The 22,342-nt window shown below is 49.8% G+C and carries 20 protein-coding genes; 5 read left to right on the top strand and 15 right to left on the bottom strand.

Translation table 11 applies throughout. From position 1 onward, the window contains the following. Nucleotides 1–47 precede the first annotated feature (47 nt). From ACTHTK_RS01795 to ACTHTK_RS01780, 4 genes are all read right to left on the bottom strand, one after another. Nucleotides 48–824: a ferredoxin--NADP reductase gene (locus ACTHTK_RS01795; RefSeq protein ID WP_107723401.1), complete on the bottom strand. Its 777-nt coding sequence runs from the start codon at nt 822–824 to the stop codon at nt 48–50. A gap of 85 nt (nt 825–909) precedes the next feature. Next, a complete protein-coding gene (gene msbA / locus ACTHTK_RS01790; RefSeq protein ID WP_107723400.1) occupies nt 910–2,676 on the bottom strand; it encodes a lipid A export permease/ATP-binding protein MsbA in 1,767 nt (588 codons plus the stop codon). Between the two features lie 228 nt (nt 2,677–2,904). Continuing rightward, complete coding sequence (gene thrC, locus ACTHTK_RS01785) at nt 2,905–4,314, bottom strand: threonine synthase (RefSeq protein ID WP_107723399.1); 1,410 nt, start codon at nt 4,312–4,314, stop codon at nt 2,905–2,907. A gap of 86 nt (nt 4,315–4,400) precedes the next feature. Continuing rightward, nucleotides 4,401–4,775: a hypothetical protein gene (locus tag ACTHTK_RS01780; protein WP_070824390.1), complete on the bottom strand. Its 375-nt coding sequence runs from the start codon at nt 4,773–4,775 to the stop codon at nt 4,401–4,403. A 151-nt stretch (nt 4,776–4,926) separates the two neighbouring features. Here ACTHTK_RS01780 and ACTHTK_RS01775 point away from each other — a divergent pair, with 151 nt between their 5' ends. The 4 genes from ACTHTK_RS01775 to ACTHTK_RS01760 all read left to right on the top strand — a co-directional run bounded on the left by ACTHTK_RS01775 (nt 4,927) and on the right by ACTHTK_RS01760 (nt 9,666). Continuing rightward, nucleotides 4,927–6,234 carry a replication-associated recombination protein A gene (locus ACTHTK_RS01775; protein WP_107723398.1) on the top strand — a complete coding sequence of 436 codons (1,308 nt, stop codon included), beginning with the start codon at nt 4,927–4,929 and terminating at the stop codon, nt 6,232–6,234. Between the two features lie 101 nt (nt 6,235–6,335). Next, nucleotides 6,336–7,637: a hemolysin family protein gene (locus tag ACTHTK_RS01770; RefSeq protein ID WP_107723397.1), complete on the top strand. Its 1,302-nt coding sequence runs from the start codon at nt 6,336–6,338 to the stop codon at nt 7,635–7,637. Between the two features lie 59 nt (nt 7,638–7,696). Then, nucleotides 7,697–8,500 carry an RNA ligase family protein gene (locus tag ACTHTK_RS01765; protein ID WP_234394580.1) on the top strand — a complete coding sequence of 268 codons (804 nt, stop codon included), beginning with the start codon at nt 7,697–7,699 and terminating at the stop codon, nt 8,498–8,500. A 32-nt stretch (nt 8,501–8,532) separates the two neighbouring features. Then, complete coding sequence (locus tag ACTHTK_RS01760; RefSeq protein ID WP_107723395.1) at nt 8,533–9,666, top strand: AAA family ATPase; 1,134 nt, start codon at nt 8,533–8,535, stop codon at nt 9,664–9,666. Nucleotides 9,667–9,764: 98 nt separating this feature from the next. Here ACTHTK_RS01760 and ACTHTK_RS01755 read toward each other — a convergent pair whose 3' ends face one another. The 11 genes from ACTHTK_RS01755 to ACTHTK_RS01705 all read right to left on the bottom strand — a co-directional run bounded on the left by ACTHTK_RS01755 (nt 9,765) and on the right by ACTHTK_RS01705 (nt 19,791). Then, nucleotides 9,765–10,070, bottom strand: coding sequence for a hypothetical protein (locus tag ACTHTK_RS01755; RefSeq protein ID WP_003746349.1), 306 nt, complete (start codon nt 10,068–10,070; stop codon nt 9,765–9,767). A gap of 26 nt (nt 10,071–10,096) precedes the next feature. Continuing rightward, on the bottom strand, nt 10,097–10,987 hold the full coding sequence (locus ACTHTK_RS01750; RefSeq protein ID WP_039863638.1) for an NAD(+) kinase: 891 nt from the start codon (nt 10,985–10,987) through the stop codon (nt 10,097–10,099). Between the two features lie 26 nt (nt 10,988–11,013). Next, on the bottom strand, nt 11,014–11,586 hold the full coding sequence (locus ACTHTK_RS01745) for a ubiquinone biosynthesis accessory factor UbiJ (RefSeq protein WP_003685523.1): 573 nt from the start codon (nt 11,584–11,586) through the stop codon (nt 11,014–11,016). A gap of 50 nt (nt 11,587–11,636) precedes the next feature. After that, nucleotides 11,637–12,410, bottom strand: a complete 774-nt coding sequence (locus tag ACTHTK_RS01740) for an NAD(P)-dependent oxidoreductase (RefSeq protein ID WP_107723394.1) — start codon at nt 12,408–12,410, stop codon at nt 11,637–11,639. 89 nt (nt 12,411–12,499) lie between these two features. After that, nucleotides 12,500–13,141, bottom strand: coding sequence for a TetR/AcrR family transcriptional regulator (locus tag ACTHTK_RS01735; RefSeq protein WP_004519965.1), 642 nt, complete (start codon nt 13,139–13,141; stop codon nt 12,500–12,502). 18 nt (nt 13,142–13,159) lie between these two features. After that, the gene (gene murB, locus ACTHTK_RS01730; RefSeq protein ID WP_440378278.1) at nt 13,160–14,200 is read right to left on the bottom strand and encodes a UDP-N-acetylmuramate dehydrogenase; all 1,041 of its coding nucleotides are present in this window, start codon (nt 14,198–14,200) and stop codon (nt 13,160–13,162) included. A 70-nt stretch (nt 14,201–14,270) separates the two neighbouring features. Then, nucleotides 14,271–15,650, bottom strand: coding sequence for an MATE family efflux transporter (locus ACTHTK_RS01725; RefSeq protein WP_440378277.1), 1,380 nt, complete (start codon nt 15,648–15,650; stop codon nt 14,271–14,273). A gap of 103 nt (nt 15,651–15,753) precedes the next feature. Continuing rightward, complete coding sequence (locus ACTHTK_RS01720) at nt 15,754–16,191, bottom strand: acyl-CoA thioesterase (protein WP_004519960.1); 438 nt, start codon at nt 16,189–16,191, stop codon at nt 15,754–15,756. A gap of 27 nt (nt 16,192–16,218) precedes the next feature. Further along, nucleotides 16,219–17,148, bottom strand: a complete 930-nt coding sequence (locus ACTHTK_RS01715) for an LpxL/LpxP family acyltransferase (RefSeq protein WP_440378276.1) — start codon at nt 17,146–17,148, stop codon at nt 16,219–16,221. A 4-nt stretch (nt 17,149–17,152) separates the two neighbouring features. After that, nucleotides 17,153–17,878 (bottom strand): glycosyltransferase family 2 protein, encoded by a 726-nt coding sequence (locus ACTHTK_RS01710; protein WP_440378275.1) that lies wholly within the window; start codon nt 17,876–17,878, stop codon nt 17,153–17,155. A gap of 146 nt (nt 17,879–18,024) precedes the next feature. After that, the gene (locus tag ACTHTK_RS01705; RefSeq protein WP_440378274.1) at nt 18,025–19,791 is read right to left on the bottom strand and encodes an ABC transporter ATP-binding protein/permease; all 1,767 of its coding nucleotides are present in this window, start codon (nt 19,789–19,791) and stop codon (nt 18,025–18,027) included. A 232-nt stretch (nt 19,792–20,023) separates the two neighbouring features. On the opposite strand from ACTHTK_RS01705, the gene ACTHTK_RS01700 reads away from it, so the two are divergent. Continuing rightward, nucleotides 20,024–22,306, top strand: a complete 2,283-nt coding sequence (locus ACTHTK_RS01700; RefSeq protein WP_440378273.1) for a TonB-dependent siderophore receptor — start codon at nt 20,024–20,026, stop codon at nt 22,304–22,306. Nucleotides 22,307–22,342: the final 36 nt, after the last annotated feature.

The following is a 22,342-nucleotide window of genomic DNA, read 5'->3' as shown; positions in this document are numbered from 1 at the left end:
TAGGCCGTCTGAAAGAAGGGTTTCAGACGGCCTGTTGCTGACGTACGTTATTGATCGACGAATGCGCGCTCAATCAGGTAGTCGCCGCGGACACCGGTTTTCGGAGAAACGGTCAGGCCGAAATCGTCCAAGACGTTGCAGGTGTCTTTCAACATGGCAGGGCTGCCGCACAGCATGGCGCGGTCGTCTTGTGGATTGATTTTAGGCAGGCCGATGTCTTCGAAGAGTTTGCCGCTGCGCATCAAATCGGTCAGACGGCCTTGGTGTACATATTCTTCGCGTGAAACGATTGGATAGTAAATCAGTTTTTCTTTAACCAAGTCGCCCAAGTATTCGTGTTCGGGCAATTCTTTAGTGAAGCGGTCGTAGTATGCCAAATCTTTTTTGTAGCGTACGCCGTGAACCAAGATGATTTTTTCGAATTGCTCGTAAATTTCAGGGTCTTTGGTAATGCTCAAGAAAGGGGCGATGCCGGTACCGGTGCTCAAGAGGTAGAGGTGTTTGCCCGGATTCAGGTCGCCGGCAACCAATGTACCGGTTGGTTTTTTACTGATGAGGACATCATCACCGACTTTAAGGTGTTGCAGGCGGCTGGTCAATGGGCCGTCTTGTACTTTAATACTGAAAAATTCCAGATGCTCTTCCCAGTTGGCGGAAGCCACGCTGTATGCGCGCATCAGCGGTTTGCCGTCTACCATCAGGCCGACCATGACGAACTGGCCGTTTTCAAAGCGCAAAGATTCGTCACGGGTACAGGTGAAAGTGAAGTAAGCGTCGGTCCAGTGGTGTACGGACAAGACTTTCTGGGTGTTGAATGCTGCCATTGATATTTCCTGTCGGATAAGGCCGTCTGAAAAGGATAAGTCGGGGCGGCCAAGGTTAATAAAAAGAATGGAATATTGTGTTCAGCTACTTGCTTGCCGGTTTGGCTGATTTTTCGCTGAGGCTGTGCAGGTCGGAATAGCGTCCGCCTGCGCTAATCAATTCATGATGAGTGCCTTGTTCTACGACATTGCCTTCATGCATGACAACGATGTTGTCGGCTTTTTCGATGGTCGAAAGTCGGTGGGCAATCACCAATGTGGTACGGTTTTGCATCAGGTTTTCCAATGCGGTTTGTACCAAACGTTCGGATTCATTATCCAATGCGCTGGTGGCTTCGTCCAAAATTAAAATCGGTGCGTTTTTCAAAAGTGCACGCGCAATGGCGAGGCGTTGACGTTGGCCGCCGGACAGTTTTAAACCGTTTTCGCCAACTTCAGTGTGCAAGCCTTGCGGCATTTTTTGGATAAATTCCCAAGCATTCGCGGCTTTTGCAGCATTGATAATTTCTTCTTCACTGAATTTGTCAGCTTGAGCATAGGCAATGTTTTCAGCAATCGTACCATTAAACAGGACAACGTTTTGGCTAACGAATGCCATGCGGCTGCGCAGGCTTTCTAGTGTATATTCATTGATGTTGATGCCGCCAATCAAGACCTTGCCTTCATCCGGATTGAGGAAGCGCGGCAACATATTGGCCAGGGTGGTTTTACCGCAGCCTGATGCGCCGACCAATGCGGTCACTTTGCCTTGCGGTACAAGCAGGTTAATGTGGTTCAAGCTGTTACGTTCGGCTTCAGGATAGCGGTGTACAACATCGCAAAATTCGATATCGCCAGGGTTTGGGCTGAGGGTTTGTTTGCCTTCGTTGCTTTCTTCGGGTTGATCCAAAAAGGTGAAGACACTTTCTGCCGCCGCCAAACCGCGTTGCAGGGATTGCATCACGCCGGTCATGCGTTTAATGGGGTCAAACATCATGATCATGCTCGACAAAAACGACATGAAATCGCCTGCACTAAAGCCGGAAAGTCCTGCTTGGCGGGCGGCTGCGTAAATAATCGCAGCCAGAGCAACCGAGGCCATTAATTGCGTAATGCCGGTACCGGCAGAGCTGGCGGAAACCTGTTTGAGCAGGTTGCGGCGAACATCATTGGCAATACGGTCGAAGCGGCGGTTTTCATAATCTTGACCGCCGTAGATTTTTACAACGCGTTCACCATTAATGCTTTCGCCCAAGACCTGCATCAGCTGGCCAAGATAAATTTGGTTGTTGGCAGACAGTTTGCGCAGGCGTTTGCTGACTGTTTGGATACATACAGCAACAACCGGCAAGATGATAAAAGTAATCAGGGTCAAACGCCAGTTCAGATAAGTCAGCAAGCCCAATAGGCCGACTACGCTCACGCCGTCTTTAGCAATCACGGTAATGACGTTAAACCCTGCATCGGTAATTTGATTGACGTCGTTCAAGATACGAGACATCAAACGGCCGCCGGTATTGCTGCTGAAATACGAAGTCGGCAGGTGCATCATTTTGTTGAACATTTCACCGCGCAAGCGCTGCACCAAGTGGCTGGACAGATAAGTCGTGCAATATTCGTTAATGAAGTTAAACAGGCCGCGAACGAAAAACAGCGCCACAATTGCCAGCGGCAACCATGACATGCTTTTCATGTTTTTATCAACAAAACCTTCATTAATCAGAGGTTTGAGCAAGTAACCGAAAGCCGGCATGGTACCGGCGACAATCAGCATGGCCACTACGGAGACGATAAACATCTTCCAATAGCTTTTTAAATATCCAAGCAAACGCTTGTACAGCTCCCAGTTGGATGCGGCTTGTGTTGTCTGCATATCAATCCAGATTTAGAGCAAACATGCAATTCTAAACGAAAATATCTGTCATTACAATGTTTGCAATTGAAAGTCAAAAGGAGTCGGTATTGTTTTAACACCTTGATTTTATATTAGGAACGACTGCAGCGTGGTGGGTTTGGCAATAATGTTACCCACTTCTCAAATATCGGTTGCGGCCGTCTGAAACTTTTTCAAACGGCCTATGCAGTCGTCAAGGACGGCCAGTTAAGCCAGGGCTTCCTTAATGATGTCTTTCACTGCCGTTGCATTATTAGGGACAACACGGACACGTTGCGGCAGGTTTTCCAAGCCTTCCAATGCGGCCGGACGGGGGATCGCAACTTTGCCGACCGCTTCATGGATGGTGGCTTCAAATTTGGCAGCCAATGCGGTTTCGAGGCAGACAATGGTTTCGCCGGCTTCGCGGACTTCACGGGCGACTTTAATGCCATCAGCAGTATGCGGATCAATCAATTCACGGTCTTGCTCGTAAACCTGTTTGATGGTGGCAAGGCGGTTGGCATGGGTCGATTTGCCGGAAACAAAGCCATATTGTTGATGTACTTTGTTTAAGGCAAATTCCAAATTAAAACCTTTACCGGAACCTACTTCAGCCCATAAGGTTTTGATTTCGTCTGCATCACGGTCCATCAGGTCAAACACAAAACGCTCGAAGTTGGAGGCTTTGGAAATATCCATAGACGGGCTGGAAGTAACGTGGGTGTGTTCGCTGTTGCGCGGGCGGTATGCGCCGGTTTTGAAAAATTCGTCCAATACGTCGTTTTCATTAGTGGCGACAATCAAGCGATGGATAGGCAGACCCATTTGGCGGGCGATATGGCCGGCGCAGACATTGCCGAAGTTGCCGCTTGGTACGCAGAAGCTGACTTTTTCGTCATTGCTCGAAGTGGCATTGAAATAACCGGCAAAGTAGTACACGACTTGGGCGACAATGCGGCCCCAGTTGATGGAGTTGACTGTGCCGATGTGGTATTTGGCTTTGAATTCGGCATCGTTTTGTACGGCTTTGACGATGTCTTGGCAGTCGTCAAACATGCCTTCAACAGCGATGTTGTGGATGTTGGCATCTTGCAAGCTGAACATTTGCGCGCGTTGGAATGCGCTCATTTTGCCTTCCGGAGACAGCATGAAGACATTGACGCCTTTTTTACCGCGCAGGGCATATTCGGCGGCAGAGCCGGTGTCGCCACTAGTGGCGCCTAAGATATTGAGTTCTTTGCCTTCTTTGTTCAATACATATTCAAACGCATTGCCCAAGAATTGCATGGCCATGTCTTTGAATGCCAAAGTCGGGCCGTTGGAGAGGGCTTGAATTTTGATGCCGTCTGAAAGTGTACGAACCGGAGTAATGGCTTTTGTGCCGAATACTTCTTCGGTGTAGGTACGGTTGATGATATCGCGTAAATCATCAGCAGGGATGTCGGTGGCAAACAGGCTCATGACTTCAAACGCCAACTCAGGATAGCTGAGTGTGCGCCATTGGTCTAAAGTAGCACGGTCGATTTGAGGGTATTGCTCAGGCAGCATCAAACCGCCGTCAGGAGCCAAGCCCATCAATAAAACTTCGCTGAATTGCTTGCGTGCGGTTGCACCGCGGGTGCTGATGTATTTCATGGTTTCTTCTCTATATATTTAAAATTCAAATAGAAAGTCAAAACGAATTCAGACGGCCTCGATATTAAAAAAGGCCGTCTGAACGATTATTTGTAGAGTCGTTTGAAGCAGGCGGTAACCGTTTTCGCGGTAACGGAAGCAATGGCCTGCTCGCGAGTTGCCGGGCTCAACACCTGCATCATTTCGGTTGCAGTCAATTGGTTTGGCGCTTCTTCGCTGGCGCAGCCGCAGATTTTATTTTCCCATTCGGCTTGTTTTTCCGCGCTCATGGCCAAAGCAATGACGCGCCATTCGTTACGTTTGTTCAATTCGGTACGGCATTGGCTGTCTACCGCCATTTTCACTACGCTGCTGCCGATACCTGTACCGCTGCCCAAACCGCCGAAAGATTCGCCGCCGGTAGCGCATGCACCCAATAAGAAAACTGATGTAACAGCTGCCAAAAGAGTTTTTGAAGTCATGATATTTCCTGTAAGCAAGGCCGTCTGAAACGCCCGAAGAATTCTCAAAATAGCGTGTATTATACCGTAATGCGGCCCGATATGTGAGTTTGCGAAACTGCCGTATAATGCTAGCGAGTTTTCTTTTCAATCAGCCAGCACGAAAGCCGCTATGTCCGACCTTTTTACCCGCCAACCCGAAGCCCCTTTAGCCGAACGCCTGCGCCCACATTCTTTAGACGATGTCATCGGGCAGCAGCACTTAATCGGCGAAGGCAAACCTTTGCGCGTGGCGGTCGAGGGTGGGAAGCCGCATTCTATGTTGCTGTGGGGGCCGCCGGGCGTGGGCAAGACGACGTTGGCGCGGATTTTAGCGCAGAGTTTCAATGCCCAGTTTCTGCCGGTTTCCGCCGTATTTTCCGGCGTAAAAGACATACGTGAGGCAATTGAGAAAGCTGAAATTGCCTTGCAGCAAGGGCATGCGACGATTTTGTTTGTTGACGAGGTACACCGCTTCAACAAAGCGCAGCAGGACGCATTTTTGCCTTATGTCGAAAGTGGTTTATTAACCTTTATCGGTGCTACCACGGAGAATCCGTCATTTGAAGTCAATCCGGCATTACTCAGTAGGGCGCAGGTGTATGTCTTGCAATCCTTGTCTTCAGACGACCTGAAGAAGCTGATTGCCAAAGTATTGGCTTTGCCTGAATACCAAGATTTCACGATTGAAGCAGACGCGCAAGAATTGCTTGTGAATACTGCCGATGGCGATGCGCGCAGATTGTTGAACTTGATCGAGCAGCTTTTACGCGCCGCTAATACACGCCGTCTGAAAACCTTAACTGCTGAATTTCTTGCCGATAGTTTGGGTGCGCAAATCCGTCGTTTTGATAAGGGTGGCGAGAGTTTCTACAATCAGATTTCCGCGCTGCACAAATCCGTACGCGGTTCGCATCCTAACGCGGCATTGTATTGGTTCTGCCGTATGCTCGACGGCGGTACCGACCCGCGCTATCTTGCCCGCCGCATTGTCCGCATGGCATGGGAAGATATCGGTTTGGCCGATCCGCGTGCCTTAACGATTGCCAATGATGCCGCCACTACTTATGAGCGCTTAGGCTCGCCAGAAGGGGAGCTCGCTTTGGCTCAAGCCGTGTTGTATCTCGCTGCCGCCGCCAAATCCAATGCAGGCTATAAGGCATACAACCAAATGCGCCGCTTTGTCCAAGAAAACGCCAGCGACGAAGTACCTGTCCACCTGCGCAATGCCCCGACCAAACTGATGAAAGAATTGGGCTACGGACGTGAATACCGCTACGCCCATGACGAACCAAATGCCTACGCCACCGGCGAAAGCTATATGCCCGATGGCTTGGACGAACCGGATTTCTATCAACCTGTCCCGCGCGGGCTGGAAATTAAAATTGGCGAAAAGCTGAAATGGCTGAAATCCTTGGATGAAGATGCGCTGGATGATTAAAACAATAAATGTACATAATACAAATCTAAGATCAAATTGAATTTTTCAGACGGCCTTTGCTGTTTGAATATTTTTAACCTATACCATACACACATATTTTCATGAATATTTTTGAAGCCTTATTATTATTGTGCCTGCTGATTGTCATTAGCGCGTTTGTGTCCTGTTCCGAACTTGCGCTTGCTTCGGCACGCAAAATCAAATTGCAGGTCATGGCGAAAGACGGCGGCGATACGCGTGCGCTTGACGTAATCAATATGCAGCAGCAGCCGGGCAGTTTTATTACCGTTGTTCAAATCGGTTTGAACGCCGTCGCCATTCTTGCCGGTATCGTTGGCGAGGCGGCAATACGTCCGTATTTTGGCAAACTTTTGGAGAACGCAGGCAGTTGGGGCAGCACAGTTGCCTCTTTGCTGACATTCTCGCTGGTTACAGGCAGCTTTATTTTAATTGCCGACCTGATGCCCAAGCGTATGGCAATGACCCATCCCGAAGCGGTGGCGGTACGCATTGTCCGTCCGATGATGTTTTTGATTTTTATCTTAAAGCCCCTTGTCTGGGTTTTTGACGGATTGGCAAACGCAATATTCAAACTCTTTAAAATCTCAACCGTCCGTCAGGAGCAGCTGACCTCGGAAGATATTTATGCCGTCGTTGATGCAGGCGCGCAGGCTGGTGTATTGAAAGAACAAGAACACTATCTGATTGAAAACATTTTTGATATGCAGGAGCGCACGGTCACTTCCACCATGAGTACGCGCGAATATATCGCCTATTTTGACAAACATGACGACAGCGATACTGTGTTGGAAATGATGTCGGACAAACCGCACAACAAATTCCTCGTATGCGACGGTGATTTGGAACGTGTCATCGGCTATATCGAATCGCATACGTTGCTGACCTTATTTTTAAGAGAAAAAGATGTCCGGCTGACCGACAAGCGCGTGTTGCGTAAAGCCTTGTTTATCCCCGATACGCTGTCGCTTTACGATGTCTTGGAAACCTTCAAGACTTCTGGCGAAGACTTTGCCGTCGTAGTGAACGAATACGCGCTGGTGGTCGGTGTGGTAACGCTGAAAGATGTGATGAGCATTGTGATGGGCGAGCTGGTCAATACCGAAGAAGAGCCGCAAATCATCCGCCGTACCGAAGACACATGGTTGGTGGACGGCGCGACCCCGCTCGCCGATGTCATGCGTGCGTTGGATATCGAAGAGTTTCCCGATTCGGAAAACTACGAAACCATCGCCGGCTTTATGATGTATTCCCTGCGTAAAATCCCGAAGCGTACGGATTTTCTGGTTTATGCCGGTTATAAGTTTGAAATCATCGATACTGAAAATTTGAAAATCGACCAGCTTTTGGTTTCTAAACAAGGAAATATAGTGGGGAAAATGTAACAAGTCGCTGGGAATACTTGAAAAGAAAATTAAAAAATGAATAAAAAGGAAAAAATATTATGACGACAACCGAACCTCAAAAATACGCCCGCAGCCTGCACGCGCCCATCAGCCTCGGTACTACTTCTGACGACCGTTTTATGCCGCGCGGCTTTCTTTCATATTTTGCCTCACTGCCGAAATTGGTTTTAACCGAAAAATTAGATGGGCAAAACAACTGCTTTGCCGCACACGGCCTCTATGCCCGTAGTCATGCTGCGCCTACCCAGCATCCGTGGGATAAACCTTTGCTGCAACGATGGCAGCAAATCAAAGATGATTTAGGCGATCTGGAACTTTTTGGCGAGAATCTGTATGGCATTCATTCGATTGCCTATTCACAACTGGAAAGCTATTTTTACCTGTTTGCAGTCCGCCGTGGCGGACATTGGCTTTCATGGGAAGAGGTTAAATTTTATGCGCAGCTGTTTGATTTTCCGACTGTACCAGAAATCCCCATTGTCCAGCCGCTTGCAGATTTCACTCAAAAATACGCCAATGAAGATATTGCTTTAGCGCAATGGCTTGCCGCTAATTTGGGGGAGACGTGGACGGACAGCGTACAAACTGCCGGCAAGCTTGGCGGCTACGATCCGAAAACAGGAGCGGCTTGCAGTGAAGGTTTTGTTATCCGTAATGCAACTGATTTTGCCACCAACAACGGCAACCTGCCTGTTCAATCCAATGAATTTGATAATCTTTTCAAATTGGTGCGAGCCAAACACGTTAAAACCGACGTTCATTGGACGAAAACTTGGAAGCCTGCCCGTCTTATCGATTACGACAAATACCATTGGCAAAGCTGGCAGTTTCAGACGGCCTGAAGTCCAATTATCTAATAATAAGAAAGACAATTATGTGGACATTCCCATATTACATACCCGGTCAACTTCCTGATTGGCAAGCCTTAGAACGTCGTTTCAGCTGGTTTGCCGATATGAAGGACGTTCCGCAAGACCCTGAGTGGCATGCCGAAGGCGATGTATTTACGCATACCAAAATGGTATGCGAAGCCCTTTTACAACTGCCCGAGTTCCAAGCGCTTGATGGACAGGAGCAGCATATTCTGTTTGCTGCCGCCATGCTGCATGATGTGGAAAAACGCAGTACGACCAAGAGTGAAATAGAAAACGGCAAAGAGCGTATCGTTTCGCCGCATCACGCAAAAAAAGGTGAGCATACCGCCCGTACTTTGCTGTATACCGAACTTGCCGCTCCATTTGCCGTAAGAGAAGCAATCGCCAAACTCGTGCGCTTGCACGGATTGCCCTTATGGGCGATTAATAAGCCTAATCCTGATCGAGCTGTCATAGTGGCCAGTTTGCAGGTCAATACTGCGCATCTTGCCATGCTTGCTAAAGCTGATGTACTGGGTCGTATATGTTGCGATCAACAGGATATTTTGCTGCGCATTGATTTGTTTCGTGAACTCTGTGAAGAAAACGCTTGTTGGGGTAAGGCACGTACGTTCGCCAGCTACTACGGACGCTATCTCTATCTTAACGGCCGTAGCGAAATGCCGGATTATCAGCCATTTGATGATCAGACCTTCGATGTGTACGCCATGTGCGCCATAGCAGGTAGCGGCAAAGACAGTTACATCAGGCAACATCTTGCCCATCTGCCTATGCTGTCGCTGGATGAGATTCGCCGTGAGCGCAAACTCAATCCTGCAGATTCCAAACATACCGCCGAAGCAGTGCGTTTGGGTAAAGAGCAGGCAAAAGAATACCTGCGAGCCCGTACGTCATTTGTCTTTAATGCGACCAATCTTAACCGCGACCTGCGCAGCAAATGGCTGCCGATGTTTGCCGATTACGGCGCACGTGTGCATCTCATTTATTTGGAAGTGCCTTACACGCAATTACTATCGCAAAACCGTAACCGCGAACATTCTGTTCCGAATGATGTGTTGCACCGCATGATAGAAAAGCTGGAAATCCCTGATTACAGTGAAGCGCATACAGTGGATTTTGTAGTCTCTTCTTAAAAAGTAAAGGGTTTTTGTAAGTAGGCCGTCTGAAACAATCTAATGTTTCAGACGGCCTTTTTATGAAATTAAAATTACTAGAGCTAAGGGGAAGGTCTTTATTCGCAATTTAAGCCTTTTGTTTTTTCAGCGAATGTATCCATGGCAATTTGGCACATGCGTTCACGTTGGCCTACGTCGGCAGCAGGCAGGATTTGGCGCAGGTATTTTGTGTTGTCACGTTGGAACGATGCTTTATCGCCTGCTTTTTGATAACACGCATCCGCGCGGGTAAAGTATTGCTGGCAGATTTTCGGCAATTCTTCAAAGGACAAGGGTTTGCTTTTGTGCATACCGTGTGCGGAGACGGAGAGGGAGGAAAGGGCGCACAGCGCGATTATTAAGGTTTGGGAAATGGTTTTCATGGTCAGCCTGTTTATTGAAGTGGTGTTTAAATCAATTGTTCGCCCCAATGCAGCTTTTGGCGCAGGGTTTTGAAGTATTGGTAATCGGTGGGATGGAGGACGCGCAAGGGGTTGTGATAGCGGCGGATGATGATGCGGTCGAAGTTTTGTACGTCGATATGGGATTGTCCGTCAAAATGTGCGCGTGCGTCGCCGCTTTTGGTGATGAGGATTTCGATCACGCTGGTGTCGGAGATGGCAATCGGACGGTTGGTCATGGATTGCGGGCAGATAGGCACAAGCGTGAAGGCGTGCAGACCGGCCTGCATGATGGGGCCTCCGGCGGCAAGCGCGTAGGCAGTCGAACCTGTCGGCGTGGAAATAATCAGACCGTCCGAACGTTGGGTATAGACAAATTCTTGATTGATAAAGACTTCAAATTCGATCATTTGGCCTGCGCCGCCACGAGATAGTACGGTGTCGTTGAGGGCGAGGGCGCGTTCGATGGTTTCGCCGTCACGAATGATGCTGGCTTCGATGAGGATGCGCTCTTCGGGCAGATATTTGCCTTCCAGTACTGGGCGGATGCCCTCAACCATGGTGTCGCGTGAGATTTGGGTAAGAAAACCCAAGTGGCCTTGATTGATGCCGATAATGGGAACGGCGCGCGGGGCGACTTCGCGGGCGGCGGAGAGGAAAGTGCCGTCGCCGCCGAGTACAACGACGAGGTCGCAATATTTGCCCAGCTGGGCTTTGTTTACGGTTTCGCAGTAGGCGGAATCTTGGATATAGACGCAGTGTTCTTCTACGCTCAATTCATCCAGATAGATGGTGAAGCCGTTTTCGCGCAGAAAAGAAACCAATGTGTGGACGGTATCTTGAATTTCGGGCGTATTGGGACGTGTAACGATACCGATGTTTTTAAATGGGCTTTTCATGTAATAGGCCGTCTGAAATTAAGTATTTAATCTATCCAGATATCGCGCTCGAGGCGGTCGAGGCGTTCGTTTAGGCGAGCAACGTCGTCACGCAGTTTGTCCACTTCTTCCAACCATGCGGCAAGCGTGGCTTGGTCGATAACAGGAGATTCGGGTTCGCGTGAGAAGTCGCTGATTTGTTCGGCAATGCTTTTGCCGATTTTTTTCATGGTGCGGCCGATATCGCCGGCGCGCGAGCTGATACTTTCTGCGGCCACATGACCGAATACACGCGCCAAATCGTCGCTTGGATAATAGCGCAGTCCACCCAAAATAGGAAGGACGGACATGCCCAATACCAAGTCGCCTTCGAGGCTGATGTCGCCCACTCCGGGCTGGCCGCCTTGGAGGATTTTTTGGATGGCGCTGTTGTGGAATGTGATGTTGGTGTCGGCGGTTTCGTTTGCGGTTTCAAGAAAACCTTGTTCGCTGATGCGTCCGGTCAGTCTGAAACCGGTCAGGCTGATGCAGATGATGCTGCCTGCAAATTCAGACAGCTCGCGCTGTTGCTCTGGATTTTGCTGTATCAGGTGGTTGATAAGGGGAAATAGGGCGGACATGGTTTACTCTAAATGCCGTCTGAAACGGATTAATGGGTTGAGTCGCAATTTTACAGGCTTAGCCCGTCTGCGCAAACGGTATTTACAATTTTGCCGTTGCTTTTGTCATCAACGATGAAATCAGGAGCCGGCAGGCCGAGTTTGGCCGCTTCGGCGGTATAAAATTCGGCCCGGCTTGGGTGGCGGGGTTCGACAATATTGCGGATACGCTTGCCGTCAGCTTGGCAGGCCGTCTGAAAAAGGACTTGGACGGCAAGATCCTTATGAAGAATATTGACGGGTTGATTGCCGCCTTGAATGCGTGTTTTTTGAACCAGCTTGGTAATGGGATGACGGTCGGCAGAATAAAGTCCGCCCAGTCGCAGTATGTCGATATGGGGGACGGTACTTTCAAGCAAGGCTTGCTCGACTGTGAGGATTTGACGGGCGGATTCGGTTTGCGGATCGGGCGGCGTGGTTTCATTGCATATGCGTGCTTGGTCGCCATACACGCTGGTGCTGCTGGTAAAGATGATGTGTTGTACCTTAGATTGCTCGGCAAGTTGAATCCATTTTTTCAGGGTATCGGCGTAATGGTTTAATGACGAAGGCGGAAGCAGGCAAAACCATGTCGGTTTGTTGATATGGTTTTGCCATAAGGTCGAACTGTGAAAAATATCGTTTTGGTTTAAATCGATAATGTCGAGTTCAATCGGCAGATTGATATCATCGGAAGTCAGATTGCGTTTGACGGCGGCTACCTGACTGCCTTGCTCATAACATTTTTGCGCCAGCGGCAGGCCGAGATAGCCTAAGCCGAGAATGGAAATATCGGGAAGGTGCATAAATAAAGCATCCGAAAATTAACAGGCCGCCTGAAAATAGCTTTAACTTGGTTAAAGCCACGTTTTCAGACGGCCTTTGTATGGAAAAATTAATGGTTGCTGCCGATTTTTTGGTCGAATTCGGCACGGTGTTCCGGCAGGAGGTAAGGGCGCAACAGGCTGAGTGTGCGGCTGATGCCTCGTACTTTGGAATCTTCGGTCAACTTGGCGCGGCCGCGCAGGGAGCTGTCGAAGTCGAACCAGTATTTTGTCACCATCCACATATTGACGGCAAGGTCATTCATGGCGGTTTGGTCTGCGCTGATGATGTTCAGGCCGTTGAGCTGGGTCAGCAGGTTGACCAACAGCGGGGAAACTTTGGCTTGGGTAAAGGTATTGTGTTCGCCCAATAATTCGGCACTGCGGGCAAGCAGGGTATTCACATCGCTGAAAAGGAAACGGTATTCCCACATCACATCATAAATACCGGCCATGTAGTTGATGGAGTCTTCAACATTAGACGGCAATACGGCTTCGTTAAGGTAGACAAGCAGGGCTTCGCTGTAACGCTTGAACAATTGGACGATAATTTCGTCTTTGTTGCGGAAATGGTAGTAGAGGTTGCCCGGGCTGATGCCCAAGTGGGCGGCAATATGGTTGGTGCTGATATTGCGCTCGCCTTCTTCGTTGAACAAGGCGAGGCTGGCATTGATGATTCGTGTGTAAGTGTTGACTTTAGCAATGCGCGGCATGGGATACACTCCTTTGTTTTATAGGCTGTATGAAGTCGGCAGCCAGTTGGGTTCTGCGTGTAATTCTACCTGAAATTGAGTAAATACTGTATTACAAACATATTGTGCCAGCTGGTGGACATCTTGCGCGGACGCGTTGTTTTTATTCACCAAAACCAAAGCCTGTCTGTCATGTACTGCCGCACCGCCGATCTGATGGCCTTTCAGACGGCATTGGTCAATCAGCCAGCCGGCCGCGAGTTTGACCGAACCGTCAGGCTGCGGATAGCGTGGCATATTGGGGTATTGCTGCAACAAATCGGCAGCTTTTTCAGCGCTGACAACTGGGTTTTTAAAGAAACTTCCGACATTACCAAGCACGTTAGGATTAGGCAGTTTACTGTTGCGGATTGCACACACTGCGTCGGAAACATCTTTGGCCGTCGCCTCGCGGCCTTGGCTCAGCTTGGCAACCGCTGCCGCCAAATCGCCATAGCCCAAGTTCGGCACAAAATGCTCTTTTAACGCAAATACAACCGAAACAATCACATAACGTCCCTTGCCTTCCTGTTTGAACAGGCTTTCACGATAGGCAAAGTCACAGTCGGCATTGGAAAGCTCGACAAAGGTTTCTGTATCCAAATCAAAGCAGCGAACGCTATGGATAACATCTTTGACTTCAACGCCGTATGCGCCGATGTTTTGTACTGGAGACGCGCCGACCGTGCCCGGAATCAGGCTGAGGTTTTCCAGCCCGCTTAAACCCAGTCCAACCGTATGCAAAACAAAATCATGCCAAATTTCCCCGGCTTGAGCTTCGATATAAACCAGGCCATCTGAACGCTCAATTTCGCGTATTCCCTTGTTTTCCATATGCACAACCAGACCGGTATAGTCCTCCATCAAAAGGATATTGCTGCCGCCGCCGAGCCATAAAACAGTATCTCGGTTGAACTCGGGCAGTCGGACGATGTCGCGCAATTCATCGGCGTGTTCGAGTGCAACAAATGCTTGGGCTTGGGCTTTGAGGCCGAAAGTGTTGTAAGGGGTAAGGTCGGTTTGGTATTGGATGGGTTGCATGGGTTTAACTTTAAAATAGGAATTCGTTGATTAAAGGACGTAGTCAGTGGAGAAAGACTGCTTGTATTGTTCAGACGGCCTTATGCGATTTGACCCTCTCTTTACTGCAAAGCTCCAAGCACCATACCAATGCAATGGCGGCAATCGTCAGTGAAACGGTCAGCGCGGTCCAGAAGCCGTAAATGCCCATATCGGCATGATAAGCAAGCAGGTAGCCGGGCAACAGGCCGCAACCCCAAAAAGCCACGGCATGGATGAACATCGGCATTTTGGTCACTTTATAGCCGCGCAGCGCATATGAAGCGATACATTGGGTGGCGTCTGCCAGTTGGAATAGGGAGGCGAAAAATAAAACGGTCGCGGCAATGCCCAATACGGCCGCATCGTTGGTGTACATACCGGCCAACTGAAAGCGAAAGATGACCAAGAGCAGTGCGGTGCAGGTAGCAAGTACCCAGCCCAACACCAGCGACACGCCTGAAATATAACGCGCCCGCAAAAAATCGCGCCGTCCGAGCGAAAAGCCAACGCGTACAGTGCTTGCAGAGCCGACGCTTTGCGGAACCATATACAAAATGCCCGACAGGCTGATGACGACTTGTTGCGCGGCGACATAATCCTCGCCGAATGGCGCCACCAAAAAGACGATAAACGAAAACGCGCTGGCTTCTAAAAAATAAGACAAGCCGATGGGTGCGCCGATTTTCCAAATTTGTTTGAAGGCCGCCAAATCGGGTTTGCCAATTTTTGCCGTCAAACCAAACGGACGGAAGAATTTTCCTTTGGCGATATAAAGCCACAAAGCCAATGCGCTGAACCAAAATACCGCTGCCGTTGCCACACCGCAACCTGCGCCGCCCAAAGCAGGCATACCGAATTTGCCGTAAACGAACACATAGTTCAGCGGCACATTCAATACAAATGCCGCGAAGCTGACCAACATAATCACGCGCGGACGGTTCAAGCTGGAGGCATAGGCGTGCAGGGCGCGGTGTATCATGGCGGCCGGCATTGCCAAGCTGGTAAAGAACATATATTGCGCCATCGTGTCTTCGACATAATCGTTCAATGTCAGCCAATGACGGAACGGCGTAATCATTGCCCACATCAACAGCATACCAAATACGCCCAAACACAAGCCAAACCAAATGCCCTGCATTCCTGTTTTGCCGACTTCTTCGGTTTTACCTGCACCGTACAGCTGGGCAATCATCGGGTTCAACGCCGCCATTACACCCATAAAAGTAATGTAAATCGTAGAAAACGCGCTGCTGCCCAAAGCCACCGCGGCCAAATCTTCCTTACCTGCGCCACCGGCCATCACCGTATCGACAAAACCAATACCCACTTGCGCCACTTGGGCCAACAGCATAGGCAGGGCGAGGGCGGTAAGCAGGCGGGTTTCTTTTAAGAAAACAGGAAAGGCAAAGCGGTTGAGGTTCAGTAGCATAAGTGTGTGTGGATTGAGGATAAAGGCCGTCTGAAACAGAAACGTAAAATTATAAAGGGTAATGCTGATAAGCAGGCAATATGTTGTTTAATCGATAAATTTTTCAGACGGCCTTAAATGTCGGATGTCTTTTTACTGCTTCCAACCAGCTGTCCGGCGTTTGAAACTGCATCAGGCCGTCTGAAAGCGACACCGCGGCTTGGGTAGTCGAAGCGCGGGTCAGTTTTTCATTGGTTTCAGCATCGTAAATGGTGTAATCGATACGCAGGCAGCTTTCGATTTCGACAATGTCCATATCAACGCGGATTTTTTGGCCGAAACGGGCAGGGCGGATGTATTTGAGGTTCATCTGCACAATCGGCCAGCTGTACCCTTGCCGTCCCATTTCGTTGTAGTCATAACCGATGGAAGACAGAAAAGCACAACGCGCGGTTTCAAGGTATTTGACATAGTTGCCGTGCCACACGATGTGCATGGCATCTACGTCAAAAAAAGGAACTTCGGTTTCAAAGCTGTGTTGGCAGTAGATGTGTTTTTTCATGGTTTAAAAGTGTAAGTGTGATTGGTTTCAGACGGCGTCTTCGCCCCAAAAATCATAAAAATTGAACCATTGTAGCGGATTTTGCGCACATTCTTGCGCCAAAATGTCGGCAAAACCCTGCATTGCGTCTTTGACGGCAGCCTCGCGGTTGCCGCGTTTCCAGCTGGAAGTATCGGTAAAGCGACGCAGTTTCAAATGATGGCGGCCGTTTTGTTTGACGCAAAACAGTGTATTTACCTGTGTTTTTAAAAGTGAAGCCAACAGCCATGCGCCTTGCGGCATAGGGGCGGTATGGCCTAAGAAATTAATGTCGGCGGTTTTCTCGCCGCGTACAGGCACGCGGTCGGCCGCGATGGCAATCCATTCGCCGTTTTCGATACGGCTGTTCAATTCCATCATCAGGGTGGTGTCCAAATCTGTTACTTGAATCAGACGGATATGATCTGCGCCGGCTTTTTGCAATGCCTCGTTAAATGCCTGTGCGTGTTTGCTGTGCACCAATACATTGAGTCTGAAATCTTTATGGTGCGACACCAGCGCACGGCAAACTTCGGTATTGCCCAAGTGCGAACAGGCAAAAATCTGGCCGCGTTCGTTGCGCTTGACTTGCGAATAGATGTCGTCCGGATCTTCAATCACCAAATCTTCATAACGGATTTTGCGTTGCCACACGGCAAAACGGTCGCAAACTGCTTCGCCAAATGCGACGAATTGTTTGAATATGCTGTGTTTCGGCAGGACGATATGGGGAAAGGCCGTCTGAAGACGGGTTTGATACCGCAGGATATGGCGGCGCGGTTTGGGTGCGGTTGCATAAAAATACAGCACCACAAACCAAATACACGGCCTCATCAAAAAGGCCGGCAGATAGCGCACCATCAATGTGGTCAGAGCGAGAAACAGGCGGCTGCCGCGTTCTGGCTGCGCCGCCCAATGGGTTTGTTTATGGTCGGTCATGGTTTCAGACGGCCTTTCCGAAAACTTTGCTCAATCGGTGTTTTAACATACCGAAAAACAGCCGTGTGTGCATTTTGCTGATGCGGACATTGTCGGCAAAGGCATCGAAGTGGGACACGCCGTCGGAGGCGTATTGGACGGGCGTTTTAATCCAAACCGGTTTGACGTCGCGCCAGTACAGGCGGATAAGGATTTCCGTGTCGAAGTCCATACGGTCGCCTACGGTTTCTTCGTGGACGACCGAAAGCGCGGGTGCAAGCGGATAGAGGCGGAAGCCGCACATGCCGTCTTTGATGTCGCATGACCAAGTGTGCAACATATTCCAAAAGTCGGTAATTTTGCGTCCGTAAAGCCGTGCTTTGGGAGCATCATTGCCGTATTGCGGCCAGCCGCAAACAACGGCTTCGGGATTTTGTTCTGCTGCGGCGAGGAGTTTGGGAGTGTCGCTCAAGCAATGCTGACCGTCTGCATCAACCTGCAAGACGTGGGTATAGCCATGTTCTTGAGCGTATTCCAAGCCGGTTTTGACCGCTGCGCCTTTGCCGCCGTTGATTGGACGGTAAAGGACATCAATGCTGTCTGAAACCAAAGCCTGCAATACAGGTTTGCATTCTTCGCGTGAACCGTCGTCCACAATTAAAACGTTTAAACCGAAGCCGCGCATGGTTTGGGCAACGTGGCTGATGGTGGTCGGATGGTTGTAATGTGGAATGAGGGCCAGGGTTTTCATAAATATTTTTTAGACGACGTTAACACAATGCAGAGTATAGCAAATAAACATGCCATAGCGTTTGAAAAGGCCGTCTGAAACGGTGAGGACAAAATCGTTTGATTTCGTTTTTCACTGTTTCAGACGGCCTTTGGTATGCCATTAATTCAGCATTGTACATGACCGACATCGAGGCAAAAATCATGGAATTCATTGAGCGTGCTGCGGTGGCCGATGCTGATGATGATGCTGTCGGGCAGTTTTTGTTTTAAGGCGCGGTAGAGCATGGCTTCGGTCGGTTCGTCCAAGGCTGCGGTGGCTTCGTCGAGCAGGATGACTTTGGGCTGCGAGAGCAGGGCGCGGACGAAGGCGACGCGTTGCAGTTCGCCCGGGGAGAGTTTATGCTGCCAGTCATCGGTTTTATCTAATTTATCGACCAGATAACCTAATCGGCAGGTATTCATGGCTTCGATCAGTTCGGGATGTTGTTTGTCGATGTCGGGGTAACAAATCGCATCGCGCAGGCTGCCTTGCGCTGTGTACGGGCGTTGCGGCAGGAAGAGGATGTCTTGATGCGGCGGATGGCTGACTTTACCGCTGCTGCCGAAAGGCCAAAGCCCTGCCAGCGTGCGCAGCAGGGAAGTTTTGCCGCAACCGCTCGGGCCGCGTATCAACAGGGAATCGCCGCTTTTAAGGTTGATGTTGATGCTGTCCAATAAAACTTCGCCGTTGTGGCGGTATAGGGCGACGTTTTCTAAGATCAGGCCGTCTGAAACTTCGGTAAGCTCGGGTTGTTGTGCGGCGTGTTTTTCTTCCGTGCTCAGCAAAAAGCCGTACAGACGCTCCAATCGGGCGCGGTAGGCGGTGAACTTGTCATAGAACATTCGGAAGAAAGACAGCGCACTTTGCAAACGGGAGAAGGCTTGGACGGTCTGCTGGATGTCGCCGATTTTGATTTGTCCGGCAAACAGGCGCGGAGCTTGCAAAATAATGGGAAAGAGCTTGATTCCGTTGGTAAACATATCGTTAAAGCCGCTCAGGCAGACGCTTTGCCGTGCAATGCGCCAACGGTTGCGGATGATGGCTTTGAAGCGGTCGGCAAGCTGGTCGTGTTCGTGTTTTTCGCCGTTGTAAAACGCGACGCTTTCGGCATGGTCGCGCACGCGGACAAGGGAATAACGGTAGTCGCCGTTGAGTTTTTCGTTTTCATAATTAAAACGAATCAAAGGGTTGCCTATCCACATGGCGATAAAGGTCGCCAAAATCACAAAGATATAGACAAACCAAACGATGCCGTGCGGAATATCGAAGCCGAACACGGTCAGGATGCCCGCCAAGCCCCACAAAACAACGGCAAATTCCAGCGAGGTAACGACCGAATTGACCATGCCGCGCACAAATTCGATGGTCGAAGCGATGAATTCCTGCGCATCCTGTTGGATACGCTGGTCGATATTGTCCGGCGCATGGCGGCGCATTTGTAGGCGGTAGTAGTTTTTGTCGGCAAGCCAGCGCGAAGTTAAAACTTCATTGAGCCGCTCCGACCATTTAATCGCCAAGCCTTGGTCGAGAAAGTCGTTGACGACGTTGTTAAACGCCCGTATCAACACCACGCCCGCATTCATCGCTGCAAACATCCAAAATGCGGAGGCATTCAAATCCTGCATCGAGTCGTAAAGCCCTTTGGACATAAAGGTACTCAAAACATTCAACCGCACTTCAGTCAGCAGCAGCGTAATCATCGCCGTAATCAGCAGCAATACTTTAACTGCACTTTTCGGCGTCAGACACAGCCGCAGGATATAGCTAAACTCGCGCCCGAAGCGCGTGTTGCGTGCAAAAAACAGAATCACCGCCGAGGCGGCGGCGACCATCAACAAGGTCTGCACCAGCCAAGACGGTGAGGAATAAAGCTCGGTTTGCCATTTTTGCATGGATGTATTCTCTGAAAGGGTCGTAAAGGCCGTCTGAAAGGACGGCAAATTTATGGAATTATGATCACTATGAAAATAGTTTTTCAAACTGTTGTATTTTTGTATTTACAAACAGTTCTTATTTGTTTTTGTGGAAAGCAGGAATCTTATCAAATATAATCGCAAAGCTAAATTACTTTGTAATTTTTTACCCGATATAAGAATTATTAATATTTCAATTCAGAAGGAATTTATGAACAGCAAATTAGCCCTAATGCCGCTTGTGGTTGCAAGCGCATTCGCCTACGCCGCCGATGAAGCCACCCCTGCTCCCGAAGCCCATGCAGAAGTGCAGGAAGTCAAAGTCCACGCCGACGCCAAACGCGTGAAGGCCGCACGCTCTTATTCTATTGCCAGTGACGGCGATATGCGCGATCGTGTGAATTTGGGCGTATTGGGTAAAGCCAATGCCTTTACCGCGCCGATTACCGTGGTCAATTACGATGAAAAAGCCCTCAACAACACCGAAGCGCGTACTTTGGTGGATGCCGTAGCGAAAAAAGACGCTTCGACTTGGCAGTTTGGCGGCGAAAGCAATACTTTGACGGGCCTGTATTTCCGCGGTTACCAACTTGATGCGCGCCAATTCAGCGTCAATGGTTTGGCCGGTATGTACGGCACGCAAGGCACGGCCAGCGTGCAAGTCGGCTCCGCGCAACTGATTAAAGGCGCGTCCACCGCCGTAAACGGTATGGACCCTGAAGGCGCGGTATCCGGTTCCGTCAATATCGAAACCAAAAAAGCCACCGACGAAGGCAACCGCAAAATCGGTTTGGGCTGGTTCAGCAACAACCGCGCCCAAGGTACGTTCGACTTGGGTCAACGCTTCGGTGAAAACAAAGAATTCGGCGTGCGCGCCAACGGCAAACTGCGCCACGGCGATACTCCGCGCCACGGTTACAGCGAAGACAACAAAGAATTTGCCTTAAATGCCGATTATCGCGGCGAAAAACTGCGTGTGGCATTCGATTCCATCTACGCGAAACGCAAAACCAACGGCGGCCGCGCGCGTATGCAGGACATTCAAAACCTGCAAGGCCGTCTGTTTGATGCACCTGATGGTAAAACCAACCTGCTGCCTTCTTGGAACTGGCAAAACACCGTCGGCCAAACCAATATGCTGACGTTTGAATGGGATGCGTTTGACAATGCACAGATTACAGGCGGTATCGGCTACAACAAAGCGCGTTATTACGGCACGCTGATTTCTCCTACTGTATGTTTGAATGCCACCAGTACTTGTACCGATGCGCAAAACACAAACGCCAGCGGCAAAGTAACTGCCCGCAATTATGACTACAACACTGGTACTGCCCGTCTGACCGACCAATACTTCCGCACTTTAAGCATGAACCTGTCTGCGCGAGGCGAATTTGAAACCGGCCCGGTAACGCACAACTGGAGTACGGCTTTTGACCGCGTTATCCGTCAACGTGCCACTACGCGCGGTTTGTCAGCAGGCAGCAGCAGCGCGAAAATTTCTGCAAGCGGCGATATTGCAGCGCAACTTGATTCTTTCCAACCGGACTATGCAACCGATTGGGAAAGCTCTGCCAATCTTGATGCCAATATCAAAGTCAACAGCTTGGCTTTGTCCGACACACTGGGTTTTGCCGACAACAAATATCGTCTGACTTTGGGAGGTCGTTTCCAAGCGGTTGAATATACCGATAAAAAAGCAGGTCAAAGCGGTGATGCCAAACGCTTCAGTCCTATGTTGATGGCCGCGTGGGTGCCGCAACCTGATTTAGTCGTCTACGGCAACTACATGGAAGACTTAGAGCCAGCCGATATCAAAACCGACGATGACGGCAATACCACTATGTCCAAACCGCGTGTCAGCCGTCAGTTTGAAGTGGGTGTGCGTAAAAACTGGGGTAATTTCGTGACCACGTTAAACGCGTTCCAAATCAAACGTCCGGGTTACTGGCGCGGTTCTACCACCGGCAAAACAGACTTCGCAGCGTATAAAGCTTTGGGCGGCGCAGCCGGCGACGAGCAAGGCATGGAACGCAGTCGCGGTATTGAGTTCAACACCTACGCGAACTTGCTCAACAATACTTTGCGTCCGACTTTGGGCCTGATGTATCTGCAATCGACCGTGAAAGACTACCCAAATTCACGCGATATGCTGGTAAACGGCGTACAAGTTGCCAATCCGCGCGTAATTGCCAAAGCAGGTGTCGAGTGGGATACCCCGTTTGCTAAAGGCTTGACCTTGAACAGCAATGTTTCGTATTTCGGCAAGTCTTACCAAGACACGCAAAAACAATACGCCTTCCCGTCCTACACCTTGGTTGACGTAGGCGCGCGCTACAAAACCAAGCTTGGTAAAAATACTTTGACCGTCAGCAGCTCGGTAGAAAACCTGTTCAACAAAAACTACTGGCAGGTTCAGCGCGGCCAATTCGACCGCAGCTTCGCCGTCGCCGGTATGCCGCGCACTTATTGGCTGAAAGCGGAATTGGATTTCTAATCTGATTTTGGTTTGACCGTAATAGCAGGCCGTCTG

The sequence above is a fragment of the Neisseria sp. P0006.S009 genome (assembly GCF_051962915.1).
Lineage (GTDB): Bacteria > Pseudomonadota > Gammaproteobacteria > Burkholderiales > Neisseriaceae > Neisseria > Neisseria subflava_E.
The sequence above is the reverse complement of the archived record's forward strand: the minus strand, read 5'-3'. Positions and strand labels throughout refer to the sequence as shown.